This is a genomic window from Allorhizobium pseudoryzae (assembly GCF_011046245.1).
Taxonomy (GTDB): Bacteria; Pseudomonadota; Alphaproteobacteria; order Rhizobiales; family Rhizobiaceae; genus Neorhizobium; species Neorhizobium pseudoryzae.
In genome coordinates this window covers 1,320,523-1,341,186 of record NZ_CP049241.1, presented here as the reverse complement: position 1 = coordinate 1,341,186, position 20,664 = coordinate 1,320,523, and the positions used below count along the sequence as shown (strand labels likewise).

General features: G+C 61.9%; 25 protein-coding genes. 13 read left to right on the top strand and 12 right to left on the bottom strand.

What is annotated here, in order from left to right; all coding sequences use genetic code 11:
* Positions 1 to 5 precede the first annotated feature (5 nt).
* The gene (locus tag G6N78_RS06650) at positions 6 to 806 is read left to right on the top strand and encodes an exodeoxyribonuclease III (RefSeq protein WP_165216795.1); all 801 of its coding nucleotides are present in this window, start codon (positions 6 to 8) and stop codon (positions 804 to 806) included.
* Between the two features lie 92 nt (positions 807 to 898).
* Positions 899 to 1,651 (top strand): SDR family oxidoreductase, encoded by a 753-nt coding sequence (locus G6N78_RS06645; RefSeq protein WP_165216793.1) that lies wholly within the window; start codon positions 899 to 901, stop codon positions 1,649 to 1,651.
* Between the two features lie 68 nt (positions 1,652 to 1,719).
* On the opposite strand, the gene G6N78_RS06640 is transcribed toward G6N78_RS06645, so the two are convergent.
* Together G6N78_RS06640 and G6N78_RS06635 are read right to left on the bottom strand one after the other, a co-directional pair.
* Positions 1,720 to 2,175, bottom strand: coding sequence for a cyclic nucleotide-binding domain-containing protein (locus G6N78_RS06640; RefSeq protein WP_165216791.1), 456 nt, complete (start codon positions 2,173 to 2,175; stop codon positions 1,720 to 1,722).
* A gap of 84 nt (positions 2,176 to 2,259) precedes the next feature.
* Positions 2,260 to 2,943 carry a response regulator transcription factor gene (locus tag G6N78_RS06635; protein ID WP_165216790.1) on the bottom strand — a complete coding sequence of 228 codons (684 nt, stop codon included), beginning with the start codon at positions 2,941 to 2,943 and terminating at the stop codon, positions 2,260 to 2,262.
* Between the two features lie 114 nt (positions 2,944 to 3,057).
* Here G6N78_RS06635 and G6N78_RS06630 point away from each other — a divergent pair, with 114 nt between their 5' ends.
* The gene (locus tag G6N78_RS06630; RefSeq protein WP_165216788.1) at positions 3,058 to 3,600 is read left to right on the top strand and encodes a L,D-transpeptidase family protein; all 543 of its coding nucleotides are present in this window, start codon (positions 3,058 to 3,060) and stop codon (positions 3,598 to 3,600) included.
* A gap of 3 nt (positions 3,601 to 3,603) precedes the next feature.
* Here G6N78_RS06630 and G6N78_RS06625 read toward each other — a convergent pair whose 3' ends face one another.
* Both G6N78_RS06625 and leuC read right to left on the bottom strand, forming a co-directional pair.
* Positions 3,604 to 4,434 (bottom strand): EamA family transporter, encoded by an 831-nt coding sequence (locus G6N78_RS06625; RefSeq protein WP_165216786.1) that lies wholly within the window; start codon positions 4,432 to 4,434, stop codon positions 3,604 to 3,606.
* A gap of 218 nt (positions 4,435 to 4,652) precedes the next feature.
* Positions 4,653 to 6,062, bottom strand: a complete 1,410-nt coding sequence (gene leuC / locus G6N78_RS06620) for a 3-isopropylmalate dehydratase large subunit (RefSeq protein WP_165216784.1) — start codon at positions 6,060 to 6,062, stop codon at positions 4,653 to 4,655.
* On the opposite strand from leuC, the gene G6N78_RS06615 reads away from it, so the two are divergent.
* Both G6N78_RS06615 and ppk2 read left to right on the top strand, forming a co-directional pair.
* Entirely contained in the window at positions 6,061 to 6,252 is a 192-nt protein-coding gene (locus G6N78_RS06615) for a hypothetical protein (RefSeq protein WP_165214236.1), read from the top strand. The genes leuC and G6N78_RS06615 overlap by 2 nt on opposite strands.
* 150 nt (positions 6,253 to 6,402) lie before the next feature.
* The gene (ppk2, locus tag G6N78_RS06610) at positions 6,403 to 7,308 is read left to right on the top strand and encodes a polyphosphate kinase 2 (RefSeq protein ID WP_165216782.1); all 906 of its coding nucleotides are present in this window, start codon (positions 6,403 to 6,405) and stop codon (positions 7,306 to 7,308) included.
* Between the two features lie 3 nt (positions 7,309 to 7,311).
* Here ppk2 and G6N78_RS06605 read toward each other — a convergent pair whose 3' ends face one another.
* Positions 7,312 to 8,127, bottom strand: a complete 816-nt coding sequence (locus G6N78_RS06605; protein WP_165216780.1) for an amino acid ABC transporter permease — start codon at positions 8,125 to 8,127, stop codon at positions 7,312 to 7,314.
* A 6-nt stretch (positions 8,128 to 8,133) separates the two neighbouring features.
* On the bottom strand, positions 8,134 to 8,937 hold the full coding sequence (locus G6N78_RS06600; RefSeq protein WP_165216778.1) for a transporter substrate-binding domain-containing protein: 804 nt from the start codon (positions 8,935 to 8,937) through the stop codon (positions 8,134 to 8,136).
* A 178-nt stretch (positions 8,938 to 9,115) separates the two neighbouring features.
* On the opposite strand from G6N78_RS06600, the gene G6N78_RS06595 reads away from it, so the two are divergent.
* The 3 genes from G6N78_RS06595 to blaOXA all read left to right on the top strand — a co-directional run bounded on the left by G6N78_RS06595 (position 9,116) and on the right by blaOXA (position 11,952).
* Positions 9,116 to 10,396: an MFS transporter gene (locus G6N78_RS06595; RefSeq protein WP_165216776.1), complete on the top strand. Its 1,281-nt coding sequence runs from the start codon at positions 9,116 to 9,118 to the stop codon at positions 10,394 to 10,396.
* A 166-nt stretch (positions 10,397 to 10,562) separates the two neighbouring features.
* Positions 10,563 to 11,066 carry a nuclear transport factor 2 family protein gene (locus G6N78_RS06590; RefSeq protein WP_206531614.1) on the top strand — a complete coding sequence of 168 codons (504 nt, stop codon included), beginning with the start codon at positions 10,563 to 10,565 and terminating at the stop codon, positions 11,064 to 11,066.
* Between the two features lie 70 nt (positions 11,067 to 11,136).
* Positions 11,137 to 11,952, top strand: coding sequence for a class D beta-lactamase (gene blaOXA / locus G6N78_RS06585; protein WP_165216774.1), 816 nt, complete (start codon positions 11,137 to 11,139; stop codon positions 11,950 to 11,952).
* Positions 11,953 to 12,026: 74 nt separating this feature from the next.
* Here blaOXA and rplS read toward each other — a convergent pair whose 3' ends face one another.
* Entirely contained in the window at positions 12,027 to 12,539 is a 513-nt protein-coding gene (gene rplS, locus G6N78_RS06580; protein WP_165216772.1) for a 50S ribosomal protein L19, read from the bottom strand.
* Positions 12,540 to 12,816: 277 nt separating this feature from the next.
* On the opposite strand from rplS, the gene G6N78_RS06575 reads away from it, so the two are divergent.
* The gene (locus G6N78_RS06575; protein ID WP_165216770.1) at positions 12,817 to 13,563 is read left to right on the top strand and encodes a sulfite exporter TauE/SafE family protein; all 747 of its coding nucleotides are present in this window, start codon (positions 12,817 to 12,819) and stop codon (positions 13,561 to 13,563) included.
* Here the strand turns inward: G6N78_RS06575 and trmD are convergent.
* The 5 genes from trmD to ffh form a co-directional block, all read right to left on the bottom strand.
* Entirely contained in the window at positions 13,545 to 14,258 is a 714-nt protein-coding gene (gene trmD / locus G6N78_RS06570; protein ID WP_165221367.1) for a tRNA (guanosine(37)-N1)-methyltransferase TrmD, read from the bottom strand. The genes G6N78_RS06575 and trmD overlap by 19 nt on opposite strands.
* 8 nt (positions 14,259 to 14,266) lie before the next feature.
* Complete coding sequence (gene rimM, locus G6N78_RS06565; protein WP_165216768.1) at positions 14,267 to 14,866, bottom strand: ribosome maturation factor RimM; 600 nt, start codon at positions 14,864 to 14,866, stop codon at positions 14,267 to 14,269.
* A 134-nt stretch (positions 14,867 to 15,000) separates the two neighbouring features.
* Entirely contained in the window at positions 15,001 to 15,363 is a 363-nt protein-coding gene (rpsP, locus tag G6N78_RS06560; RefSeq protein WP_165216766.1) for a 30S ribosomal protein S16, read from the bottom strand.
* A gap of 67 nt (positions 15,364 to 15,430) precedes the next feature.
* Positions 15,431 to 15,751 (bottom strand): chorismate mutase, encoded by a 321-nt coding sequence (locus G6N78_RS06555; protein WP_165216764.1) that lies wholly within the window; start codon positions 15,749 to 15,751, stop codon positions 15,431 to 15,433.
* Positions 15,752 to 15,767: 16 nt separating this feature from the next.
* Entirely contained in the window at positions 15,768 to 17,342 is a 1,575-nt protein-coding gene (gene ffh / locus G6N78_RS06550) for a signal recognition particle protein (RefSeq protein ID WP_165216762.1), read from the bottom strand.
* A gap of 311 nt (positions 17,343 to 17,653) precedes the next feature.
* Between ffh and G6N78_RS06545 the strand changes: the two genes are divergently transcribed.
* From G6N78_RS06545 to speB, 4 genes are all read left to right on the top strand, one after another.
* On the top strand, positions 17,654 to 17,899 hold the full coding sequence (locus G6N78_RS06545; protein WP_165216760.1) for a type II toxin-antitoxin system VapB family antitoxin: 246 nt from the start codon (positions 17,654 to 17,656) through the stop codon (positions 17,897 to 17,899).
* Positions 17,899 to 18,336 carry a type II toxin-antitoxin system VapC family toxin gene (locus G6N78_RS06540; protein WP_165216758.1) on the top strand — a complete coding sequence of 146 codons (438 nt, stop codon included), beginning with the start codon at positions 17,899 to 17,901 and terminating at the stop codon, positions 18,334 to 18,336. Before G6N78_RS06545 ends, G6N78_RS06540 begins: the two co-directional genes overlap by 1 nt.
* Positions 18,337 to 18,408: 72 nt before the next feature.
* On the top strand, positions 18,409 to 19,485 hold the full coding sequence (locus G6N78_RS06535; protein WP_165216756.1) for an MBL fold metallo-hydrolase: 1,077 nt from the start codon (positions 18,409 to 18,411) through the stop codon (positions 19,483 to 19,485).
* Between the two features lie 90 nt (positions 19,486 to 19,575).
* Positions 19,576 to 20,535: an agmatinase gene (gene speB, locus G6N78_RS06530; protein ID WP_165216754.1), complete on the top strand. Its 960-nt coding sequence runs from the start codon at positions 19,576 to 19,578 to the stop codon at positions 20,533 to 20,535.
* The last annotated feature ends 129 nt before the right edge of the window (positions 20,536 to 20,664 follow it).

Below are 20,664 nucleotides of genomic sequence, written 5' to 3'. Positions count from 1 at the left end.
TTTTCATGCGCTTTTCCATCACCACCTGGAACATCAACTCGGTGCGCCTGCGCCTGCCGATCGTCGAGCAGTTCATCGTCCGCGAACAGCCGGACATCCTTTGCCTGCAGGAGATCAAGTGCCGGGCGGAAGAATTCCCGCTCGAGCCCTTGCAGGCCATGGGCTACCCGCACATCATCCTGCATGGCCAGAAGGGCTATCACGGGGTGGCGATCCTCTCGAAGGTGCCGCTTTCGGAAGACCACCGGCAGGATTATTGCGGCGTGGGTGATGCCCGCCACATCTCGGCGATTTCTGAGCGCGGCGGGCGGCGCATCCGCATCCATAATTTTTACGTGCCGGCGGGTGGAGACGAACCGGACCGCAGCATCAACCCGAAATTCGGCCACAAGCTCGATTTCGTCGAGGAAATGAAGGTCTTGCGGGCCTCGACGCCCGGCGTCTCCTCGATCCTTGTCGGTGATCTCAACATTGCGCCGCTGGAACATGATGTCTGGTCGCACAAGCAGATGCTGAAGATCGTCAGCCATACGCCGGTGGAGACCGAAGGCCTCACCGAGGTGATGCAAAAGGGCGGCTGGCTGGATCTGATGCGCCAGCACGTGCCGGCATCCGAAAAGCTCTATACCTGGTGGAGCTACCGCGCCAAGGACTGGGAAGCCGCCGACCGCGGCCGCCGCCTCGATCACATCTGGTCGTCACCGGATCTCGGGTCGCTCCTGGAGAAGATCGAGGTGCTGAAGGAAGCCCGCGGCTGGAACCGCCCGTCGGACCATGTGCCGGTGACGGCGACGTTCCGGATGTGAGCTACAGACGGTCAGTGGGACGCGCAGGAATCGGGTGTCGATCCCGGTAGGTCTTGCTTAAGTCTCGGCCTCCCAAACCGAAGGAGGCTCCCATGGACCGTTTGAAAGACAAGGTCGCAATCATCACCGGTGCATCGTCCGGCATTGGTGCGGCGGCGGCACGATTGTTTGCCGCCGAAGGCGCCTGCGTGGTGCTGAACGCTCGCGGTTTGCCCGCGCTGAATGAGGTCGCGAAGGACATCGAGGCCGAGGGGGGCAGGGTCCGCTTCATTGTCGGTGATGTCGGCCTGCCCGAGACGCACGAGGCACTGGTGGCGGTTGCAACAGACGTCTTCGGCGGCGTCGATATCGCGTTCAACAATGCCGGGACGGTTGGTGCGATGAAGCCACTGGCGGAGATCGATGTCGATGAATGGCGTCAGACCCTGAACTCCAATCTCACCGCAGCATTCCTCGCAGCCCGCTATCAGATTCCCGCGATGCTCGAGCGGGGAGGCGGTTCGATCATCTTCACATCCAGCTTCGTGGGAACCAGTGTCGGTCTGCCCGGCATGTCGGACTATGCGGCCTCGAAAGCCGGATTGATGGGGCGCGTTAAGGGGATTGCCGCGGATTATGGCGCTCACAACATCCGGGCCAACGCCCTTCTGCCGGGCGGAACCGATACCGGCATGGCTGGCGATCAGGCGCAAAAGGACTGGGCTGCCGGACTGCATGCCATGAAGCGGATCGCCCAACCCCTGGAGATCGCACAGGCAGCGCTGTTCTTGGCTGAACCGGCATCCAGCTTCGTGACCGGATCTGCCCTGTTTGCCGACGGAGGCAACTCGGCAGTCAAGCTCTGACCGTCATCCCGTGGCTCCCGTTCCGACATTGTCTGCGCCGGGACGGTTTTCGCGTGCACGAGACTGCTTCACCCAAACCGCCCCTGCATCGCCGCAGCCGCCTTCGCCAGGTTGACGAGGTTTTCCTTGATCCGCGCCTCGAGCAGTCGGGCGACGGTCGGATATTCCTCCAGCAGGCGGTGGAAGAGGGTGCGGGGGATGCGCAAGACCTCGCCGTCATCGGCAGCGACGGCGGTGAACTTGCGTTCCACCATCGTCACCAGCGCCAGTTCGGAGAGAAGCGTGCCGGGGCCGACGGAGCGGTCCAGTTCGGCGATGCCATCGCGGCCTTCGGTGTAGAGGTCGAACCGGCCGCGGGCCACCACGAAGGCGCATTCGGCGGGGGAATGTTCGCGAAACAGCGCCTGACCCTTGCCGACATTGCGCCGCTCGGCTCCAAACGCCACCAGGCGCAACTGGTCATCGTCCAGCCCCTGGAACAGCGGAACCGAGGAGAGGAGCCGGATATCGTCGCTGAGCGCCATGCGGGGTCCTTTTGAGAAGCCCGCTCGGGGGCCGGATGGGATGCCGAAAAACCGGCAGCCCGGTCATTAAGTCAAAGAACGCGATCAGGGAACGATCTTGTAGCCGCCGTTTTCGGTGACAAGAATCTCGGCGTTCGAGGGGTCCCGCTCGATCTTCTGGCGCAGGCGGTAGACATGCGTTTCCAGCGTGTGCGTCGTCACACCCGAATTGTAACCCCAGACCTCTTCCAGCAGCACGTCGCGGGTCACCACCTTCTGGCCGGCGCGGTAGAGGTAGCGGATGATCGCCGCTTCCTTTTCCGTCAGGCGGATCTTCTTGCCGTCATCGGTCGTCAGAAGTTTCTGGCTCGGCTTGAAGAGATAGGGGCCGACGGTGAAGGTCGCGTCTTCGCTCTGCTCGTATTGGCGCAGCTGTGCGCGCATGCGGGCGAGCAGCACCGCAAACCGGAACGGCTTGGTGACATAATCGTTCGCGCCGGCTTCAAGACCAAGGATCGTGTCTGAATCCGTGTCATGGCCGGTCAGCATGATGATCGGCGCCTTGAACCCGCCCTTGCGCAGCAGTTTCACGGCCTCGCGGCCATCCATGTCCGGCAGGCCGACATCCATGATCAACAGGTCCACCTGGCGGGATTTCGCGGTCGCCATCGCCTTGGTGGCGTTCGGCTCCTGCACCAGGCTGAATTCCTCATACAGAGAAAGCTGTTCCATCAGCGTTTCGCGGAGATCATCATCGTCATCCACCAGCAGTACGGTGCGCGCTGCCATGCCGTTTTTCGCCTTTCTCCTTGGCCCGCTTTCGCGGTGCCTCACTTCGATCTAAGTCCGATTGTGCTATGAATTCAAATAAAATCGCGTCCAGAGCAAAACCGTGTGAGAGAAATGGGTGGAACAAGGCCATTGCGCAAGGGAAAGACGATCACGGTGCGCGCCGCACCATCACATTCCTCTCGCGCCTTCGTGATCTTAGGGCCGCTGACGCTTCCCGCCGCGATCGGGCGGAGCGGGCGCACCGCCTTCAAGCGCGAGGGCGATGGCGCGACCCCTATTGCCACGATGCCGGTTCTCTCCGGTTTCGTGCGCGGCGACCGGCTGAAATCGGTCAGAAGCCCGCTTGCCCTTCGCCGGACGGAAAAGACCATGCTCTGGTGCGATGAGCCGAAACATGCCGCCTATAACCGGCTGGTGCGGGCACCGTTCAAACCGAGCCACGAGGAGATGTGCCGTGCGGACGGGCTTTATGACATCTGCCTCGTGCTGGACTGGAACGTGACGAGCCGCAAGCGGCATCGCGGCTCGGCGATCTTCTTTCATCTGATCAAGCCGGGTTACCAGCCGACCGCCGGCTGCATCGCGCTTCGTCTCCGAGACATGCTGCGGCTTCTGCCGCATATCCGAAAGGGGACGCGGGTTCGGGTTCTCTGATCCTCAGCGGCCGATCGCGATCGCGCCAGCCGCGACGATCAAGCCGGCCAGAATGCGTTTCGGGGTCAGTTTCTCGCCAAGAAACACGCTACCGATCAGCATCGCAAAGACGACGCTCGTCTCGCGGATGGCGGTGATCGGGCCTGCCGGTCCGAGCGAATAGGCGATGATGACGACGCCATAGGCGATCAGCACGAAGATGCCGGCAAGCAGCGCCTTGTGGGCTTCGCGATCCTTGAGATCGATCCTCAACCGGCCGCGCATCAGGGTGTAGGCGAGGATCAGCAGCGTACCATAGGTGAAGAGAACCCAGGCGGCGTAGGCTTTGGGGTCGGAGAGGCTTTTCACCCCGTTCGAATCGACCGTCGCATAGGTCGCGATGATGAGGCCGGTCAGCAGGGCCCAGAGAATGGAGGAGGTCGGTGCCCGGTTCTGGCCAAGCGACAGGCTCATGATGCCGATCGCGACCAGCACGACGCCGGCGATCTGGCTCGTTCCGAGTACCTGCCCGGAAATCAGGAAGCCGCCGAGCGAGACGAGAAGCGGCACCGAGCCGCGCACGATCGGATAGACTTGGCCGAGATCCCCCAGCCGGTAGGCAAAAACGAGGAAGATACTGTAGGCCACCTGCAGCAGCGACGAGCCGAGGATGAAGGCAAAACCGGTAAGGCTTGGCAGCGGGTACCACAGCATCACGGGGAGAGCGGCGACGATGCCGGTGATGCCCATCACGGTGATCGACCACAACCGGTCTGCGCCGGAGCGCAGGAAGGCGTTCCAACTGGCGTGCATGATCGCAGCCGTCAGGGCAAGGGCAATCACGGTCGGCGTCACGGGCGTTTCTCAAAGGTGGTAGAGGGGCAAGGGGCGGGCATGGCGGGAACCATTGTTTCGCCTGCACAGTAGGAAGCGCCGGTCCGTCATGTCAATTGTGTGACAGTCAGATCTGAGCCTTTGACACTGCCGCTTTCACCGGAATGGGCGGCCACGAAAAACGCCGGGCCCTTTTGGACCCGGCGCTCTGGAATGCGATGGCGAAACAACCGAAGCGGTTACTTCCACTCGCGGATATCGACGAAGTGGCCGGCAATGGCGGCTGCCGCGGCCATGGCGGGCGAAACAAGGTGCGTGCGGCCCTTGTAGCCCTGGCGGCCTTCGAAGTTGCGGTTGGAGGTGGAGGCGCAACGCTCGCCCGGCTTCAGGCGGTCGTCGTTCATGGCCAGGCACATGGAGCAGCCCGGTTCACGCCATTCGAAACCGGCATCCTTGAAGATCGCGTCGAGACCTTCGGCTTCTGCCTGTTCCTTGACGATGCCGGAGCCCGGCACGATCATGGCCGAAACGGTCGGGGCCACCTTGCGACCCTCGACCACCTTGGCGGCGGCACGCAGGTCCTCGATGCGGCCATTGGTGCAGGAACCGATGAAGACGCGGTCAACCGCGATATCGGTGATCTTGGTGCCCGGCTTCAGGCCCATATAGTCCAGCGCACGCCACTTGGAGGTACGCTTCGTTTCGTCCTGGATGTCATCCGGGTTCGGCACCACGCCCTGAACCGAAATCACGTCTTCCGGCGAAGATCCCCAGGAGACGATCGGCGGCAGGTCGGCGGCGTTCAGCACGACGACGCGGTCATAATGCGCGCCTTCATCCGATTGCAGCGTCTTCCAGTAGTCGAGCGCCATGTCCCAGGCCTTGCCCTTCGGGGCGCGCGGCTTGTCCTTGATGTATTCGAAAGTGGTTTCATCCGGCGCGATCAGGCCGGCGCGGGCGCCGCCTTCGATCGTCATGTTGCAGACGGTCATGCGGCCTTCCATGGAGAGCGAGCGGATCGCTTCGCCGGCAAACTCGATGACATGGCCGGTGCCGCCGGCGGTGCCGATTTCGCCGATGATGGCCAGGATGATGTCCTTGGCGGTGACGCCCGGCGGCAACTGGCCGTCGACGCGCACCAGCATGTTCTTGGCCTTCTTCTGCACCAGCGTCTGGGTGGCGAGAACATGCTCGACCTCGGACGTGCCGATGCCGTGCGCCAGCGCACCGAAGGCGCCGTGCGTCGAGGTGTGGCTGTCACCGCAGACGATCGTCATGCCCGGTAGGGTAAACCCCTGTTCCGGCCCGACGATGTGGACGATGCCCTGGCGCTTGTCCTTCTCCGAGTAATACTCGACGCCGAAATCCTTGGCATTCTGGGCGAGCGCTTCGACCTGGATGCGGCTTTCCTCGTTCTTGATGCCGATGTGACGGTCCGGCGTGGTCGGCACGTTGTGATCGACCACGGCGAGCGTCTTCTGCGGCGCACGTACCTGGCGGCCGGCCATGCGCAGGCCTTCGAAGGCCTGCGGGCTCGTCACCTCATGCACGAGGTGACGATCGATGTAGAGAAGACAGGTGCCGGTTTCGTCGGTCGAAACGACGTGGTCGTCCCAGATCTTGTCGTAGAGAGTACGCGGTGCGCTCATGGCTGCCATCCATCTGATTTTGGAAACTGTGGGATATGAATTCGGCAGCATCGGCTGCCGCACGACGGCACGTTCAGGCGTGACGAAGTCGGCTGTTCAGAGCACCGGAAATGCGCGCGAAAAACCGTGCCGGCAGACGCTTGTGGTCCTGCAGCACGATGTAATGGTTCGCAAGGCATCCGAATTTTGATCCCATGAGGCGATGTCTAGCAGTTTTTTGTCCGGGCGGCAATCGCTCGACGAGGCGCGTCCGTCGTGTCGGCGGCTTCGTGTCGTCTCACTGTCACACGGATTTCGCCAAGTCGTGCTTCATCGTCGAAAAGACTTGAGGAGACGTTTCATGGCCCCACCAATGCATGACGAGGTCGATCGGCTGAAGGAAGAGATCATCGACAGTTTCGATGAGGAACTGGAGCTGCAACTGGAAGAAGAGCGGCTGGACAATCTTGTCGATCAGGGCCTGTCTGAGCCGAGCTTCGAGCGCAAGACCTATTTCCGCGAGCTCTTCCGTCTGCAGCATGAACTGGTCCGGCTGCAGGACTGGGTGCAGTACAAGAAGCTGAAGGTGGTCGTGCTGTTCGAAGGCCGCGATTCCGCCGGCAAGGGCGGCGCCATCAAGCGGGTTACCCAACGGCTCAACCCGCGTGTTGCCCGCGTCGTGGCGCTGCCGGCGCCGACCGAGCGCGAACAGAGCCAGTGGTATTTCCAGCGGTACGTTCCGCACCTGCCGTCGGCCGGCGAAATGGTGCTGTTCGACCGCTCCTGGTACAATCGCGCCGGCGTCGAACGCGTCATGGGCTTCTGTACGCCGGCCCAAGTGGAGGAATTCTTCCGCGACGTGCCGGAATTTGAGCGCATGCTGGTGCGCTCCGGCATCATTCTCCTCAAATATTGGTTCTCGATCACCGACGAGGAGCAGGAATTCCGCTTCCGCATGCGCATCAATGATCCGCTGAAGCAGTGGAAGCTCTCGCCGATGGACCTCGAAAGCCGGGTCCACTGGGAGGATTATACCCGTGCCAAGGAGGAGATGCTGGAGCGCACCCACATCCCCGAAGCGCCGTGGTGGGTGGTGCAGGCGGTGGACAAGAAACGGGCGCGGCTCAACATGATCGCCCATCTTCTGACGCAGATCCCGTACGAGCATGTGCCGAAGGAGCCGATCGAACTGCCCGCCCGCGTCCGCAACGCCGATTACATCCGCCACCCGGTGCCGCCCGAAATGTATGTGCCGGAAAAATACTGACGCCTATCGCCCGGTGGCCGTCCTGAGGCGCTGTTCCACGCGTCTCAGGATCATCGAGAGCCCGATCGTCAGGATCAGGTAGACATAGGCGAGGATGGAATAGGTCTCGAAAAACCGGAAGGAACCGGAGGCATAGACCTTGGCCATCTGGGTGATATCCGACACGCCCAGCACCGAGACGAGCGAACTGTCCTTCACCATCGAGACGAAATCGTTGGAAAGCGGCGGGAAGATCACCGTCAGCGCCTGCGGGAAGACGACGAGCCGGAACCGCTGGAAGCGGGAAAGGCCGAGCGCCTTCGCGGCATCGATTTGTCCCTCATCGACCGACTGGAAGCCGGCGCGGAAGATTTCGGCGATGAAGGCGCTGTAGCCGATCGTCAGCGCGATGATCGCCCGTCCCATCAGCGAGAAATCCCGCACCAGCAGGCTTGGCAACAGGCCCATCTCGATCAGCGATGCGGCGGCGAGATTATATCCGGCGACAAGCGCCGGCGCGCCGACGAAGGCGACGTAGAACAACAGAACCAGGATCGGGATGCCGCGGATGGTTTCGACATAGAAGCGGGCCATCTGGCGCAGCCACAGGCTGCCGGAGAGGCCCGCGAGCGCAATGGCAAGCCCCAGCAGTGTTGCAAGCACGAAGGCCGACAGCGCCACGCCAATGGTGATGCCGATGCCCTTCGACACGACGAGGAAAACCTGGCCGTAGAGATCGTTGACGGCGATGATGACGGCAATTGCTGCCATCATCACCCCGAAGGCCACGGCCCACCAGGGGAAATCCGCCTTGCGCTCACCGCGTGATGCGGGGGCCATCGCCGGTCATTGCCCCATCTTGTAATCGAGGAACCACTTTTTGTTCAGCGCTTCGAAGGTGCCGTCCGCCTTCAGCACTGCAATCGCCGCATTGACCGGAGCGACCAGATTCGAGCCCTTCTTGAAGATAAAACCGAAATCTTCCGAGCCCAGCGGGTCGCCCACCAACTTCAGCCCGCCGTTGGACGCGTCCACGTACCCCTTGCCGGCGGTGCCATCGGTCAGCACCATATCGACGTCGCCCGTCTTCAGCGCCTGCACGGTGGCGCCGAAGGTTTCGAACAGTTTGATGCGCGGGTTCTGCTCGTTGCCATCCAGCACCTCGTAGACGGCTGTATAAAAGGGTGTCGTGCCCGGTTGCGCACCGATCAGCGCATCCTTGGATGCTGCAAAGCTCTTGGCATCGGAAAAACGCGTCTCGTCGCCGCGCACCAGCATGAACTGCTGCGAGCGCATGTAGGGGTTGGAGAAAGCGACTTTCTCCTTGCGCTCTTCCTTGATGGTGATGCCGGTCATGCCAATGTCGTACTGGCCGTCGGAAACCGCCTGGATCATCGCATCCCAGGAGGTGTTCTGGTAGTTGATCGTGGCATTCAGCCGCTTGGCGATCGCCTCCATCGCATCATATTCCCAGCCGATTTGCTTGCCGCTTTTCGGATCGACGAATTGCAGAGGCGGGTAGGCGTTTTCCGTCACGACGGTGATCTGGCGTCCCTTCAGGTCAGGCAGATCGGCACCTGCCGCGTGAAGGGCAGCGGGCAGGCAAAACAGAGCGGACAGGCCGGCAAGCAGCGAACGGCGGGCGATCATGAATGTCTCCTGACTGTGTGGCGCTGCCGATTGTCATGGAAAAGCAGATCTTGGCAAGGTCCTCGCTATTCGCGCACCCCGTTCGGCAGGCCGGTCTCTGCTCTTGCCGTTGAAGAGGCGGCCCCTAATTGGATCGGGAGCGGGTGGGGACCCTGACATCATTTCTGGAGGAACCGTCTTGGTTTCTGAACGTGCTCTTATCGCCAAGATCACCTGGCGGCTCATGCCATTTCTCGGCTTTCTATACCTCATCGCCTATATCGACCGGCAAAATGTCAGCTTTGCAAAGCTGCAGATGGTCGATGCCTTGGGCCTCAGCGAATATGCCTATGGGCTGGGCGCCTCCTTGTTCTTCATCGGCTATTTCATCTTCGAGGTGCCGAGCAACCTCTTCCTGAACCGCTTCGGTGCAAGCATCTGGTTTGCGCGCATCATGGTCACCTGGGGCATCATCACCATTGCGCTGGCCTATACGCAGAGCGCGACGATGTTCTACATCCTGCGCTTCCTCTTGGGCGTGGCGGAAGCGGGTTTCTTCCCGGGCGTGCTTTATCTTCTGACGCTCTGGTTCCCGAAGGATTACCGCGGCCGCATGGTCGGGCTCTTCATGATCTTCAGTGCGCTTGCCAATGCGATCGGCGCACCGGTCGGCGGCATGCTGCTCGATCTGGACGGCTATCTCGGTTTTGCCGGATGGGAATGGGTGTTTCTGGCCACCGGCATTCCCGCCGTGATCGCAGGGATCGTTACCTATTTCTATCTGGATGACACGCCGGACAAGGCGAAGTTCCTCAGTGAACCCGAAAAGCAATGGCTGCGCGACCGGCTGGCAAAGGAAAATGCCGGCATGGACGAACATGCCGACAGTGGCTTCAAGGCGCTGATCAATCCGCGCGTTCTTCTGATGTCGCTTTGCTACGTCGGTTTCCCGCTGGCGGCCTATGGGCTGAGCTACTGGCTGCCGACCATCGTGCAGGGGTTTGGCGTGTCGAACACCGTCAACGGCTTCATCAACATCATCCCGTGGCTGATCGTGGCGCTGGCGCTGTGGATCGTGCCGACCATGGCCGACCGGACGGAAAACAAGACACCCTATATCGTTGGTCCCGCCTTTATCGGGGCGCTGTGCCTGGTGCTGTCTGCCGTGATCGCGGCGCCGGTCCTCCAGTTCGCGCTTCTCTGCGTTGCCGCTGCCGGCATCTTTGCCGGCCAGCCGGTGTTCTGGAGCCTGCCCGGCCGCTTCCTCAAAGGAGCAGGTGCGGCGGCCGGCATTGCGGCGATCAATTCCGTCGGCAATCTCGGTGGTTTCGTGGCACAGAACGTCGTGCCGTGGATCCGCGACGTGACCGGAAGCACCATTGCACCGATGTTCTTCCTCGCCGCATGCCTCGCTGTCGCCGGCATCCTGGTCATCGTGGTGGGCCGGATGATGGCGGACCGGATGCGTCGCCCGGCCTGACAAGTGGCCCGGCCATGCTTCAGCCGGCCGGGTGCCGTGGTTCTCTTCAGGGTACCAGGGGCGCAAAAAGTGCCTTCTTTCACCGGTGCTCCGCCGCTCTTATCTTCCGGCAGGCGATCAGTCGCGGGTTGCGGATGCTCGTCTGCCACGAGAGAGGAACCTTCGCATGTCCGTATTCAAACATCATCGCTTCCCATGGGTGCTGGGGCTCATGCTTGCCTTTGCGCCGGTCGCCCAGGCCCAGGAGGCCGTTGCTGCAGCACCCGATGCCGAGGCGCTTTTCACCAGCCCGGATCCGAAGCTGAACGCCAACAAGCAGGTCGCCTACCGCATCTTCCGGGACCTGCTGGAAGCCAATCAATGGGACAAGGCCGGCGATTATCTCACCGAACGCTACATTCAGCACAATCCCAATGCCGCCTCCGGTCGGCAGAGTGTGATCGATTTCTTCACCAAGGTGCTGAAACGCCAGCCGACCCCCATCCAGGACAAACTGAAGAGCCCGGTGGTTTTCGTGCAGGCTGAAGGTGATCTCGTGACGGTCGCCACGGTTCGGACGGAAAAGGATCCAAAGGATCCGTCGAAAACCTACACGACAACCTGGTACGACACCTGGCGGATCGTCGATGGCAAGGCTGACGAGCATTGGGATTCCGCCGTGAAAATGTGATGCCGCGTCGCTTTCTCGTCACCTTGTCCGGCGAAGACCAGCCTGCACGTACGAGAGGAGCGACGATTTCATGCGTATCTATCTGGCTGCGGCCGCAGTTCTGGCCAGTGCTGCGGTCATGCCCGCGCAGGCGAAGACCGTGTGCACCCTGGTTGCCGATGCCGGAAACGGCAAGGTGCTCAAACAGGAGGGAGACTGCGCGACACGTGTCACGCCCGCCTCCACCTTCAAGATCCCGCTGGCCGTCATCGGTTTCGATTCGGGCTTTCTGAAAACGCCGCATGAGCCGGTGCTGACATTCAAGAAGGGCGATCCCGATTGGGGTGGAGCGGATTGGAAAAGGCCGACCGATCCCGAGCGGTGGCTGAGATATTCCGTGGTCTGGTACTCGCAGCGCATCACCCATGCGCTGGGCGAAAAGATCCTGACGGAGTATGCGCGCCGCTTCGACTATGGAAACGCCGACTTTTCCGGAGATGCCGGAAAGAACAACGGGCTTGATCGTGCGTGGATTGCGTCCTCTCTGAAGATCTCGCCGGAGGAGCAGGTGGCGTTTCTCACAAAGCTCGCCAAGCGCACGCTTCCGGTCAAGCCGGAGGCGATGGAACAGGCGCTTGCGTCGATGGAGACGTTTCCGATTGCCGCGACGGGCTGGCAGGTGAAGGGAAAGACCGGCATGGCCTATCCCCGATCCGCGACGGGCGCTTTTGACTATGCGCGTCCCTGGGGATGGTTCGTCGGCGTTGCAGAGCGGGGAGAGCGGAAGATCGTGTTCGCCCAACTGATTCAAGATGAGAAGAAGCAAGCGGATTCGCCAAGCGCCAGAGCCCGCACGGCGATCCTGAACGACCTTTCCGCGCTGCTGCGGGACGCAGGCACCCCCTGAAAAAGGCCATTAAACGGCGCATGAAAAAAGGCGGGCTTTGCGGCCCGCCTTCGATTGCAACCCGGAAGGGATGCTTATTCTGCAGAAGCTTCCGCTGCCTTTGCGGCTTCTGCTGCTGCCTTTTCGGCGGCCAGAGCCTGGGCTGCTGCAACCTTTTCAGCTTCGATACGTGCGCGCTCTTCAGCAGCGGCAGCGCGTTCGGCTTCGTTGAGCTTGCGGGTGCGGGTGTTGGTATTTTCGACGATACGAGCCGACTTACCGCGACGGTCGCGCAGGTAGTAGAGCTTCGCGCGGCGAACCTTACCACGACGGATCACTTCGACGCCTTCAACCATCGGCGAATAAACCGGGAATACGCGCTCGACGCCTTCGCCGTAGGAGATCTTGCGAACGGTGAAGCTTTCGTTGATGCCGCCACCCGAACGGGCGATGCAGACGCCTTCATAGGCCTGAACGCGGGTACGGTTGCCTTCCGTCACCTTCACGTTGACGCGGACGGTGTCGCCCGGAGAAAATTCCGGCAGCTTGCGCTTGGCTTCGATCTTGGCAGCCTGTTCGGCTTCCAACTGAGCGATAATGTTGGTCATGTTAACCTCTGAGTTCTTCTGAAACAGCCAGAGCGCTCAACGTCTTCATCCTTGGATAACCTCGGATGAGTGCCCGGTTGGGGCAGGAGCGGGTTCGCCATTCTTTGTTTCGGTCAACGGGAATTTATCCCATTTCCGCGTGGGCCATTACACGATACTGTCCCGCTTGTCACCCCGCATCCCGTGTGAATCTGACGAAAAGATGCCGCGTATCGGCCCTTGTCGCGGATCACCTTGGCCGATATGTGCTCTGTCAGGCGTTTGGGAGGACACCTTGATGACATTTGCAATGATCGGTCTGCTGTTTGCGGCAGGCTTTCTTTCCGGTGCAGTCAATGCGATTGCCGGCGGCGGCACGTTCCTGACCTTTGGTGCCCTGACACTGGCCGGCATTCCGCCGATCTCCGCCAATGCCACCTCCTCGATCGTCCAGTTTCCCGGTTACGTCACCTCGACGCTTGCCTACCGAAAGGAGATTGCCAAGAGCTGGCGCAGTGCGATTGCGCTCACCGTCGTCTCGGCACTCGGCGGTCTCGGCGGCGCGCTGATCCTGCTGGCGCTCGACAACCCGTCCTTCCGGGCGCTGGTGCCCTGGCTGCTGGCGGGCGCAACGGCCATTTTTGCTGCCGGACCGTTTCTGAAGCCCAAGGCGTCTGAAGAAAGGTCAGCCAGTTCCTTATCCAGCCTCGTCGGCCAGTTCGTCACCTCGATCTATGGCGGCTTCTTCGGCGCCGGCATGGGCATCATGATGCTGGCCGTGCTGGGTCTCACCACCGGTGGCAGCTATCATCACCTGAACGCGCTGAAGAATCTCCTGGCGACGGTGATTGCCGCCGTGGCCATCGTCGTCTTCGTCAGTGGCGGCGTCGTCGCCTGGCCGGAGGCGGTCGTGATGATCCCCGCCGTTGCCGCCGGCGGCTATTCCGGCGTCTGGCTGGCCCGGCGCGTGCCGCAGGGCATCATGCGGATGATCGTTGTGGCGGTCGGTGTGGCTCTGACGATCTATTACTTCGTGACCGGCTGAGCCGCTTTTCGAGCGCGGTCCTGGTCGAGAAGATCCGGACGGCGCTCCCTCGTCAGTGCCAGCGCCTGTTCCTGCCGCCATTTTTCGATCGCCGCATGATTGCCGGAGGTGAGGACCGCCGGAATGGTCATGCCTTCGAAGTCCTGCGGCCGCGTGTAATGGGGGTGTTCCAGCAGCCCCGTTTCAAAACTCTCGTGCGTTCCGGACGCGCTGTTGCCCATCACGCCCGGCAGCACGCGCACCACCGCATCGAGCAGCGTGAGAGCCGCTGGTTCGCCGCCGGAGAGAATGTAGTCGCCGATCGAGACCTCCTCCAGCCGGCGTGCATCGATCACCCGCTGATCAACGCCTTCGAAACGGCCGCAGACGATGACGACGCCATCCCCTTCGGCCAGCTCGCGAACGCGTTTCTGTGACAGCGGCTTGCCGCGCGGGCTCATCAGCAGGCGGGGCCGGCTATCATCGGCAACGGAATCGATTGCCTTGGCAAGGATGTCCGGCTTCAGCACCATGCCGGCGCCGCCGCCGGCGGGCGTGTCATCTACCGTCCGGTGCCGATCCTCGGCAAAATCCCGGATCTGCACCGTATCCAGCGACCAGTCGCCGCGTTCCATCGCCTTGCCGGCCAGCGAATGGCCTAGATGGCCGGGAAACATGTCCGGATAGAGCGTCAGGATCGTGGCGCGAAAGGCGATGGGAGCACTCACTCCGTGTCGCCCTTCGGCTTGCGGCTGCGTTTCGGCTTGTCGCCCTTTGGGGCGGCTTCGTCCTTTTCCTCGCCCGGCGGGTCGATCAGGCCGGCGGCCATCGGATCGACCAGGATCCTGCCGGCTTCGAGATCGATTTCCAGAACGGCGGCTTCCGAAAAGGGAATGAGTGTCGGGCGGCGTCCCGCGCCTTTCAGTTCGAGAAGGTCGCCGGCGCCGAAATCGAACACACCGCTCACCTGCCCGTAGCTGTTGCCGTCGGCATCCACCGCTTCCAGACCCTCAAGATCCGCGTAGTAGAACTCGTCGTCGTCCAGTTCCTCGTCCGGCAGGTTGTCGCGCTCGATGAAGAGTTCGAGCCCGTTCAGGGCCTCGGCGGCATTTCGATCATTGATGCCGCGGAACCGGACGATCACGACGTTCTTCGCTTCGCGCAGTTCGAGGATCTCGAAGATGCGACCGTCTTCGCTGTGCAGGTTGCCGTAATCCCCGAGCGCCAGCGGATCGGCGGTGAAGGGGCGCACGCGCACCTCGCCGCGCAGACCTTGCGCTGCGCCGATCGTCGCCATCAGGATCGGGTTCTCCAGCTTCGCCATGGTCGCTCCCTGTTCGGTTTGCCGATGCTCTACAATCTATCGCAGGGCTTGAAAACAGTTGAGTTGAAAACGCAAGAACGGGCGGCATGTCGCCATGCCACCCGTTCCAGGATCAAACGCCGTATGCGGGCGAATTATTCAGCAGCAGCGTCAGCGGCTTCGGCAGCCTTGGCAGCCTTTTCCTTGGCGCGCTCAACGGCCTTCTTGCCCGGCTGTGCCTTGGTCGGGTTGCTGCGGGCGTCGCGCTCGGCCAGGCCTGCTTCTGCCATGAAGCGCAGAACGCGGTCGGTCGGCTGTGCGCCCTTGGCAATCCAGGCCTTGATGGCGTCGGCGTCGAGCGTTACGCGCTCTGCGTTGTCCTTGGCCAGCATCGGGTTCCAGGAGCCGATCGTTGCGATGAAACGGCCATCGCGCGGGGCGCGGGCGTCGGCAACGACGACGTGGTAGTACGGGCGCTTCTTGGAACCACCACGGGCGAGACGGATCTTCAGGGACATTTCTAACTCCTTCGGTTTTCTGTTCAGGCCGTCCTCTTCGACGGTCCGGCTGTTGTTGAGGCCGCCGTCAGGCGGTCTTTTCGATGACGCCGCCATGTTCGGCGGCAATGGCTTCATGATGGCGGATGACTTCCTTGATGATGAAGTTCAGGAATTTTTCCGCAAAATCCGGATCGAGCTGCGCGTCGTGTGCGAGGCGACGCAGCCGCTCGATCTGGTATTCCTCGCGCGCCGGGTCTGCCGGCGGCAAATCGAACTTGGCTTTCAGGATGCCGACTTCCTTGGTGCAGCGAAACCGTTCGGCCAGCATGTGCACGAGCGCCGCATCGATGTTGTCGATCGACTGGCGATATTTGCCGAGCTGTTCCTTCACGTTCGGATCGATCATCCTTACCCCTCCCACTTCATTTCTTCTTCGGCATGCCGGGCAGGCCCGGAAGGCCACCGAGACCCGGCAGTTTCGGCGCGCCGAGACCCGGCAGGCTGCCGCCCATTCCACCCGGCAGACCCGGCATCGAGCCCGGCTTCATACCGGCGGCTTCGGCCTGCTTGGCGAGCGCTTCCAGCTGCTTCGGGTCCATCTTCGACAGGTCGGGCATGCCGCCCATTCCACCCATGCCGCCAAGTCCCATCTTGCCGGCCAGGCCGCCCATCATCTGCTTCATGATACCGCCCTTGCCCTTAGCCCCCATGGCTTTCATCATGTCGGCCATCTGGCGGTGCATCTTCAGCAGCTTGTTGATCTCGGCGGCATCCGTGCCGGAGCCAGCCGCGATACGCTTCTTGCGGGAATGCTTGAGAAGGTCCGGATTGGCGCGCTCGGCCTTGGTCATCGACTGAATGATGGCGATCTGGCGGGCGAACATCTTGTCGTTCAAGCCGGCAGCCGCCAGCTTGTCCTTCATGCCGCCCATGCCCGGCATCAGGCCCATGATGCCGCCCATGCCGCCCATGGACTGCATCTGGCGCAGCTGATCGGCAAGGTCGTTCAGGTCGAACTTGCCCTTGGCCATCTTCTCGGCCATGGCGCGCGCCTTGTCGGCGTCGATATTCTCTGCCGCCTTCTCAACGAGCGAAACGATGTCGCCCATGCCGAGGATGCGGTCTGCGATGCGGCGCGGATGGAACTCTTCGAGTTCCGACATCTTTTCGCCGACACCGATCAGCTTGATCGGCTTGCCGGTGACGGCGCGCATCGAAAGGGCTGCGCCGCCGCGGCCATCGCCGTCCATGCGGGTCAAAACGAGGCCGGTGATGCCGACGCGTTCGTCGAAATTGCGGGCGAGATTGACGGCGTCCTGACCGGTCAGCGAGTCCGCGACGAGCAGGATTTCATGCGGCTTCGCGCGGGCCTTGATCTCCGCCATCTCGGCCATCAGCGGCTCGTCGATATGCGTGCGGCCGGCGGTGTCGAGGATGACGACGTCATGGCCGCCGAGCTTGGCCGCCTGCACGGCGCGCGAGGCAATGTCGGTCGGCGACTGGCCGGCAATGATCGGCAGGGTATCGACGCCGGTCTGCTGGCCAAGCTGGCGCAACTGTTCCTGCGCGGCCGGACGGCGGGTGTCGAGCGAGGCCATCAGGACCTTCTTGCGGTCCCGTTCGGTCAGGCGCTTGGCGATCTTGCCGGTGGTGGTGGTCTTGCCCGAGCCCTGCAGGCCGACCATCATGATGACGACGGGGGCCGGCGCATGCAGATCGATGGACACGCCTTCGGCGCCCAGCATCTCGATCAGCTCGTCATGGACGATCTTGACGACCATCTGGCCGGGCTTGATCGACTTCAGCACTTCCGCGCCGACGGCCTTTTCGCGCACCCGGTCGGTGAAGGCCCGAACGACTTCGAGCGCCACGTCCGCTTCTAGCAGCGCACGGCGAACCTCGCGCAGGGCTGCCGAGACATCCGCCTCGGAGAGCGCGCCACGGCCGGTCAGTCCACTCAAGATGGAACCAAGGCGGTCCTGGAGGTTTTCGAACATCGTTTCTTCCTTCTAGACGTTGGCCGGTGAAACCGGAAACGTCGGTTCTCTGCAGCCGGAAAACAAGACGCAAAACCAAAAAGCACCCGAGGGCGCAACGCGCTGTCGGGTGTTGACCTCCGGGATCTGTTTATACCTCTACGGGTCCCGGTCGGTGGCTAAAGTCTCGTCAACTTTCAGCAGATCGCGCCGCTTAAACCCGAAGAGGGCGGGAGAGTCAAGGGTAGGAGGGGTTTTTGCGAGCGTTCCGGCATTTTGCGATGGACCTTGGATATGATAAGGTGAAAATATTCAATCATCGGAGGTCGGTGATGTCTCTTTTCATTCGTGATGCAGAAATCGATGCCCTGGCGGACGAGCTCATGCGGCGCCTCGGAACGAAGAGCAAATCCGAAGCAGTTTTGCGCGCGCTGCAGAACGAGCTGATGCGGGCCGATGACAAGCGTCCTTTGGTTGATCGAGTCAGTCGTATTCAAGACCGAGTGGCGTCGCGGCTGGGGAAAGATCCCAGCCACTATGACGACAAGGCTTACATGGACGCCATGTGGGAAGTCTGATGTTTGTTGATGCCTCAGCCGTCGTCGCAATCCTTGCACGTGAGGCTTTGGCTGATGATCTGATGCACCGAATTCGGCAGACCTCCAACCCAATCTATTACTCGTCCATAACCATGTATGAAGCTGTTGTCGGTTTGGCGCGGAAGACGGCCATTTCGATCTATGGTGATCAAGTTCCGACACCCGCAGGCCTGCTTATGGACGTGCAGGCAGATGTGGAGGAGTTTCTCACCACTATTGGTGCCACCGAAGTGCCAATCGATGTGGGCATGCACCGTCTCGCGCTCGACGCAGCCCGGAACTTTGGTCGTGCCACGGGCCACCCGGCCAAGCTCAATTTCGGCGATTGCTTTGCCTATGCCACTGCCAAGGCGCTTGATGTGCCACTGCTCTTCGTCGGTGACGATTTCGGGAGAACCGACATCACGCCCGCGTGAGAGTCTGATCCAGGGGAACGCTTGGACGTAACGCTGGTTGAAGCCGTGTTCACCGCTCCCTATAGATGTCTTATGAAACGTCGCAACGTCTTGAAATGGTCAGCAATCGGCAGTCTTGCGCTTTTGAGCGGCGGGCTTGCGGCAGGGAGAGCCATGGCAGCCAATCGCTATTATACGGGCCCGCTCTCAGACCATTTCGATGGCACGCGCTTCTTCAATCCGGGTGGCGAAGAGCCCGCAGGGTTTGGCAGTCTTCTGCGCTGGCGCTTCAACGGCAAGAGCATCGACTGGCCGGAAGCCTATCCGAGCCCGTTTCCCCCGGCGGTGCCGGAAAAGCGGGTGACGGGAAACCGCCTGGTGGTCACCATGGTCGGACATGCCTCCATGCTCATCCAAGTGGCCGGTCTCAACATCCTGACCGACCCCGTCTGGTCGGAGCGCACCAGCCCGGTTTCCTTTGCCGGCCCGAAGCGGGTGAACCAGCCCGGCATCCGCCTGGAGGATCTGCCGGCGATCGATATCGTCATCGTCACGCATAATCATTATGACCATCTCGACCTTGCGACGTTGAAAAAGCTGCACGAGGTACATCGTCCCCACTTCATCACACCGCTCGGCAATGATGCGATCTTCGGGCCGGAGCTCGATGATCCGAAGATCACCGTCATGGATTGGAGCGCGAAGACCTATGTCGGCAAGAACGTCACCCTCCATTGCGAGCCCTGCCACCACTGGTCGGCGCGCGGCCTGAATGACCGCCGCATGGCGCTGTGGGCCGCCTTCGTTATCGAAACCCATGCCGGCAAGATCTACCATATCGGCGATACCGGCTTCCACGGGGGCATCAACTACAGGCTGGCCGCGGAAAAGCATGGCGGATTCCGGCTGGCGATCCTGCCGATCGGGGCTTACGAGCCGCGCTGGTTCATGAAGGCGCAGCACCAGAACCCGGAAGAGGCGGTGGCGGGCATGCAGTTGGCCAAGGCCTCCTACGCGCTTGGCCATCATTGGGGCACGGTGAAACTGACCGACGAGGGGATCGAGGAGCCGCTGGCCGCACTTGGCAATGCCCTGACGGCGGCGAAGATCAAGCCCGAGCGGTTCCGGCCCTTGCGGCCCGGCGAGGTGTTCGACGTCCCGGATGCCTGACAGCCCGGCCTGTCGCAAACCGGCATTTACAGATGGGTCGCGTTCTGCTGCACTGCGGTGGCAATCGCCTGTCCTCATCTGGAGCCTCCCATGACCTCGTCTTTCCATCAGCCCGTCGATGCGGCTGAAGTTCCCCGCTTTGCCGGCCATTCCACCTTCATGCGCCTGCCTGCGGTCTCCTCTGCTGCGGGCCTGGATATCGCGCTGGTCGGCATTCCCTGGGATGGCGGCACGACGAACAGGGCAGGTGCCCGCCATGGTCCGCGCGAGGTGCGCAACCAGTCGAGCCTCATTCGCCGCGTCCATCACGTTTCGGGCGTCGAGCCGTTTTCCATCGCCAATGTCGCGGATGTCGGCGATGTCTCGGTCAATCCGATCGACCTGATGGATGGCCTGCGGCGGATCGAAGAGGGCATTGCCGGCATTGTCTCTGCCGGCGCGCTGCCGCTCTCGGTCGGCGGCGATCACCTGACAACGCTTCCGGTCTTGCGCGCCGTGGCAAAATCCCGGCCGGTCGGCATGGTGCATTTCGATGCGCATACGGACACCAATGACAGCTATTTCGGCGGTAACAAATATACGCACGGCACGCCCTTCCGCCGGGCGATCGAAGAAGGTCTTCTTGATCCGAAACGCATGGTACAGATCGGCATCCGCGGTTCGATCTATGACACGACCGACCATGATTGGGCGAAAAGCCAGGGCATCCGCATTATCTACATGGAGGAATTCGTCGAACGCGGCGCTGTCGATGTGATGGCGGAAGCCCGTGCGATCGTCGGCGATGGCGCGACCTATGTCACCTTCGATATCGACAGCATCGATCCATCCATGGCGCCCGGCACCGGCACGCCGGAAATCGGCGGCTTTTCCACCCGCGAGGCGCAGCAACTGGTCCGTCTCCTCGCCGGTGTCGATATCGTCGGGGCCGATGTGGTCGAAGTCGCGCCGCCCTTCGATCTGGCCGGCATGACGGCGCTTGCCGGCGCCAACATCCTCTTCGAACTGCTGTGCGTCATGGCGCCCTGCGTTGAGCGGAAGCGCGGATAGGAACGGGCCTCCTCTGTCGGGGTATGCGCCTCTCACCTTGCCGAACGGGCCATGGGGGCGGGTGAGGGGCGACCCTGCATGCACACTGGAAATGAGCGCCGTTTTCCGCCATATAGGCTGGAAACGGCG

Bases quoted from the DNA above. Each gene is read 5' to 3' on its own strand.
- G6N78_RS06630 (WP_165216788.1), top strand. From the start codon at position 3,058: ATGGGTGGAACAAGGCCATTGCGCAAGGGAAAGACGATCACGGTGCGC.
- G6N78_RS06555 (WP_165216764.1), bottom strand. From the start codon at position 15,751: ATGATCGATCCGAACGTGAAGGAACAGCTCGGCAAATATCGCCAGTCG.
- G6N78_RS06605 (WP_165216780.1), bottom strand. From the start codon at position 8,127: ATGGCCCCCGCATCACGCGGTGAGCGCAAGGCGGATTTCCCCTGGTGG.
- leuC (WP_165216784.1), bottom strand. From the start codon at position 6,062: ATGAGCGCACCGCGTACTCTCTACGACAAGATCTGGGACGACCACGTC.
- rimM (WP_165216768.1), bottom strand. From the start codon at position 14,866: ATGGCGAAGCTGGAGAACCCGATCCTGATGGCGACGATCGGCGCAGCG.
- G6N78_RS06635 (WP_165216790.1), bottom strand. From the start codon at position 2,943: ATGGCAGCGCGCACCGTACTGCTGGTGGATGACGATGATGATCTCCGC.
- G6N78_RS06575 (WP_165216770.1), top strand. From the start codon at position 12,817: ATGACATTTGCAATGATCGGTCTGCTGTTTGCGGCAGGCTTTCTTTCC.
- G6N78_RS06645 (WP_165216793.1), top strand. From the start codon at position 899: ATGGACCGTTTGAAAGACAAGGTCGCAATCATCACCGGTGCATCGTCC.
- G6N78_RS06535 (WP_165216756.1), top strand. From the start codon at position 18,409: ATGAAACGTCGCAACGTCTTGAAATGGTCAGCAATCGGCAGTCTTGCG.
- ppk2 (WP_165216782.1), top strand. From the start codon at position 6,403: ATGGCCCCACCAATGCATGACGAGGTCGATCGGCTGAAGGAAGAGATC.
- G6N78_RS06540 (WP_165216758.1), top strand. From the start codon at position 17,899: ATGTTTGTTGATGCCTCAGCCGTCGTCGCAATCCTTGCACGTGAGGCT.
- G6N78_RS06615 (WP_165214236.1), top strand. From the start codon at position 6,061: ATGGCTGCCATCCATCTGATTTTGGAAACTGTGGGATATGAATTCGGC.
- ffh (WP_165216762.1), bottom strand. From the start codon at position 17,342: ATGTTCGAAAACCTCCAGGACCGCCTTGGTTCCATCTTGAGTGGACTG.
- G6N78_RS06545 (WP_165216760.1), top strand. From the start codon at position 17,654: ATGTCTCTTTTCATTCGTGATGCAGAAATCGATGCCCTGGCGGACGAG.
- G6N78_RS06640 (WP_165216791.1), bottom strand. From the start codon at position 2,175: ATGGCGCTCAGCGACGATATCCGGCTCCTCTCCTCGGTTCCGCTGTTC.
- blaOXA (WP_165216774.1), top strand. From the start codon at position 11,137: ATGCGTATCTATCTGGCTGCGGCCGCAGTTCTGGCCAGTGCTGCGGTC.
- G6N78_RS06600 (WP_165216778.1), bottom strand. From the start codon at position 8,937: ATGATCGCCCGCCGTTCGCTGCTTGCCGGCCTGTCCGCTCTGTTTTGC.
- speB (WP_165216754.1), top strand. From the start codon at position 19,576: ATGACCTCGTCTTTCCATCAGCCCGTCGATGCGGCTGAAGTTCCCCGC.
- G6N78_RS06650 (WP_165216795.1), top strand. From the start codon at position 6: ATGCGCTTTTCCATCACCACCTGGAACATCAACTCGGTGCGCCTGCGC.
- rpsP (WP_165216766.1), bottom strand. From the start codon at position 15,363: ATGTCCCTGAAGATCCGTCTCGCCCGTGGTGGTTCCAAGAAGCGCCCG.
- G6N78_RS06590 (WP_206531614.1), top strand. From the start codon at position 10,563: ATGTCCGTATTCAAACATCATCGCTTCCCATGGGTGCTGGGGCTCATG.
- rplS (WP_165216772.1), bottom strand. From the start codon at position 12,539: ATGACCAACATTATCGCTCAGTTGGAAGCCGAACAGGCTGCCAAGATC.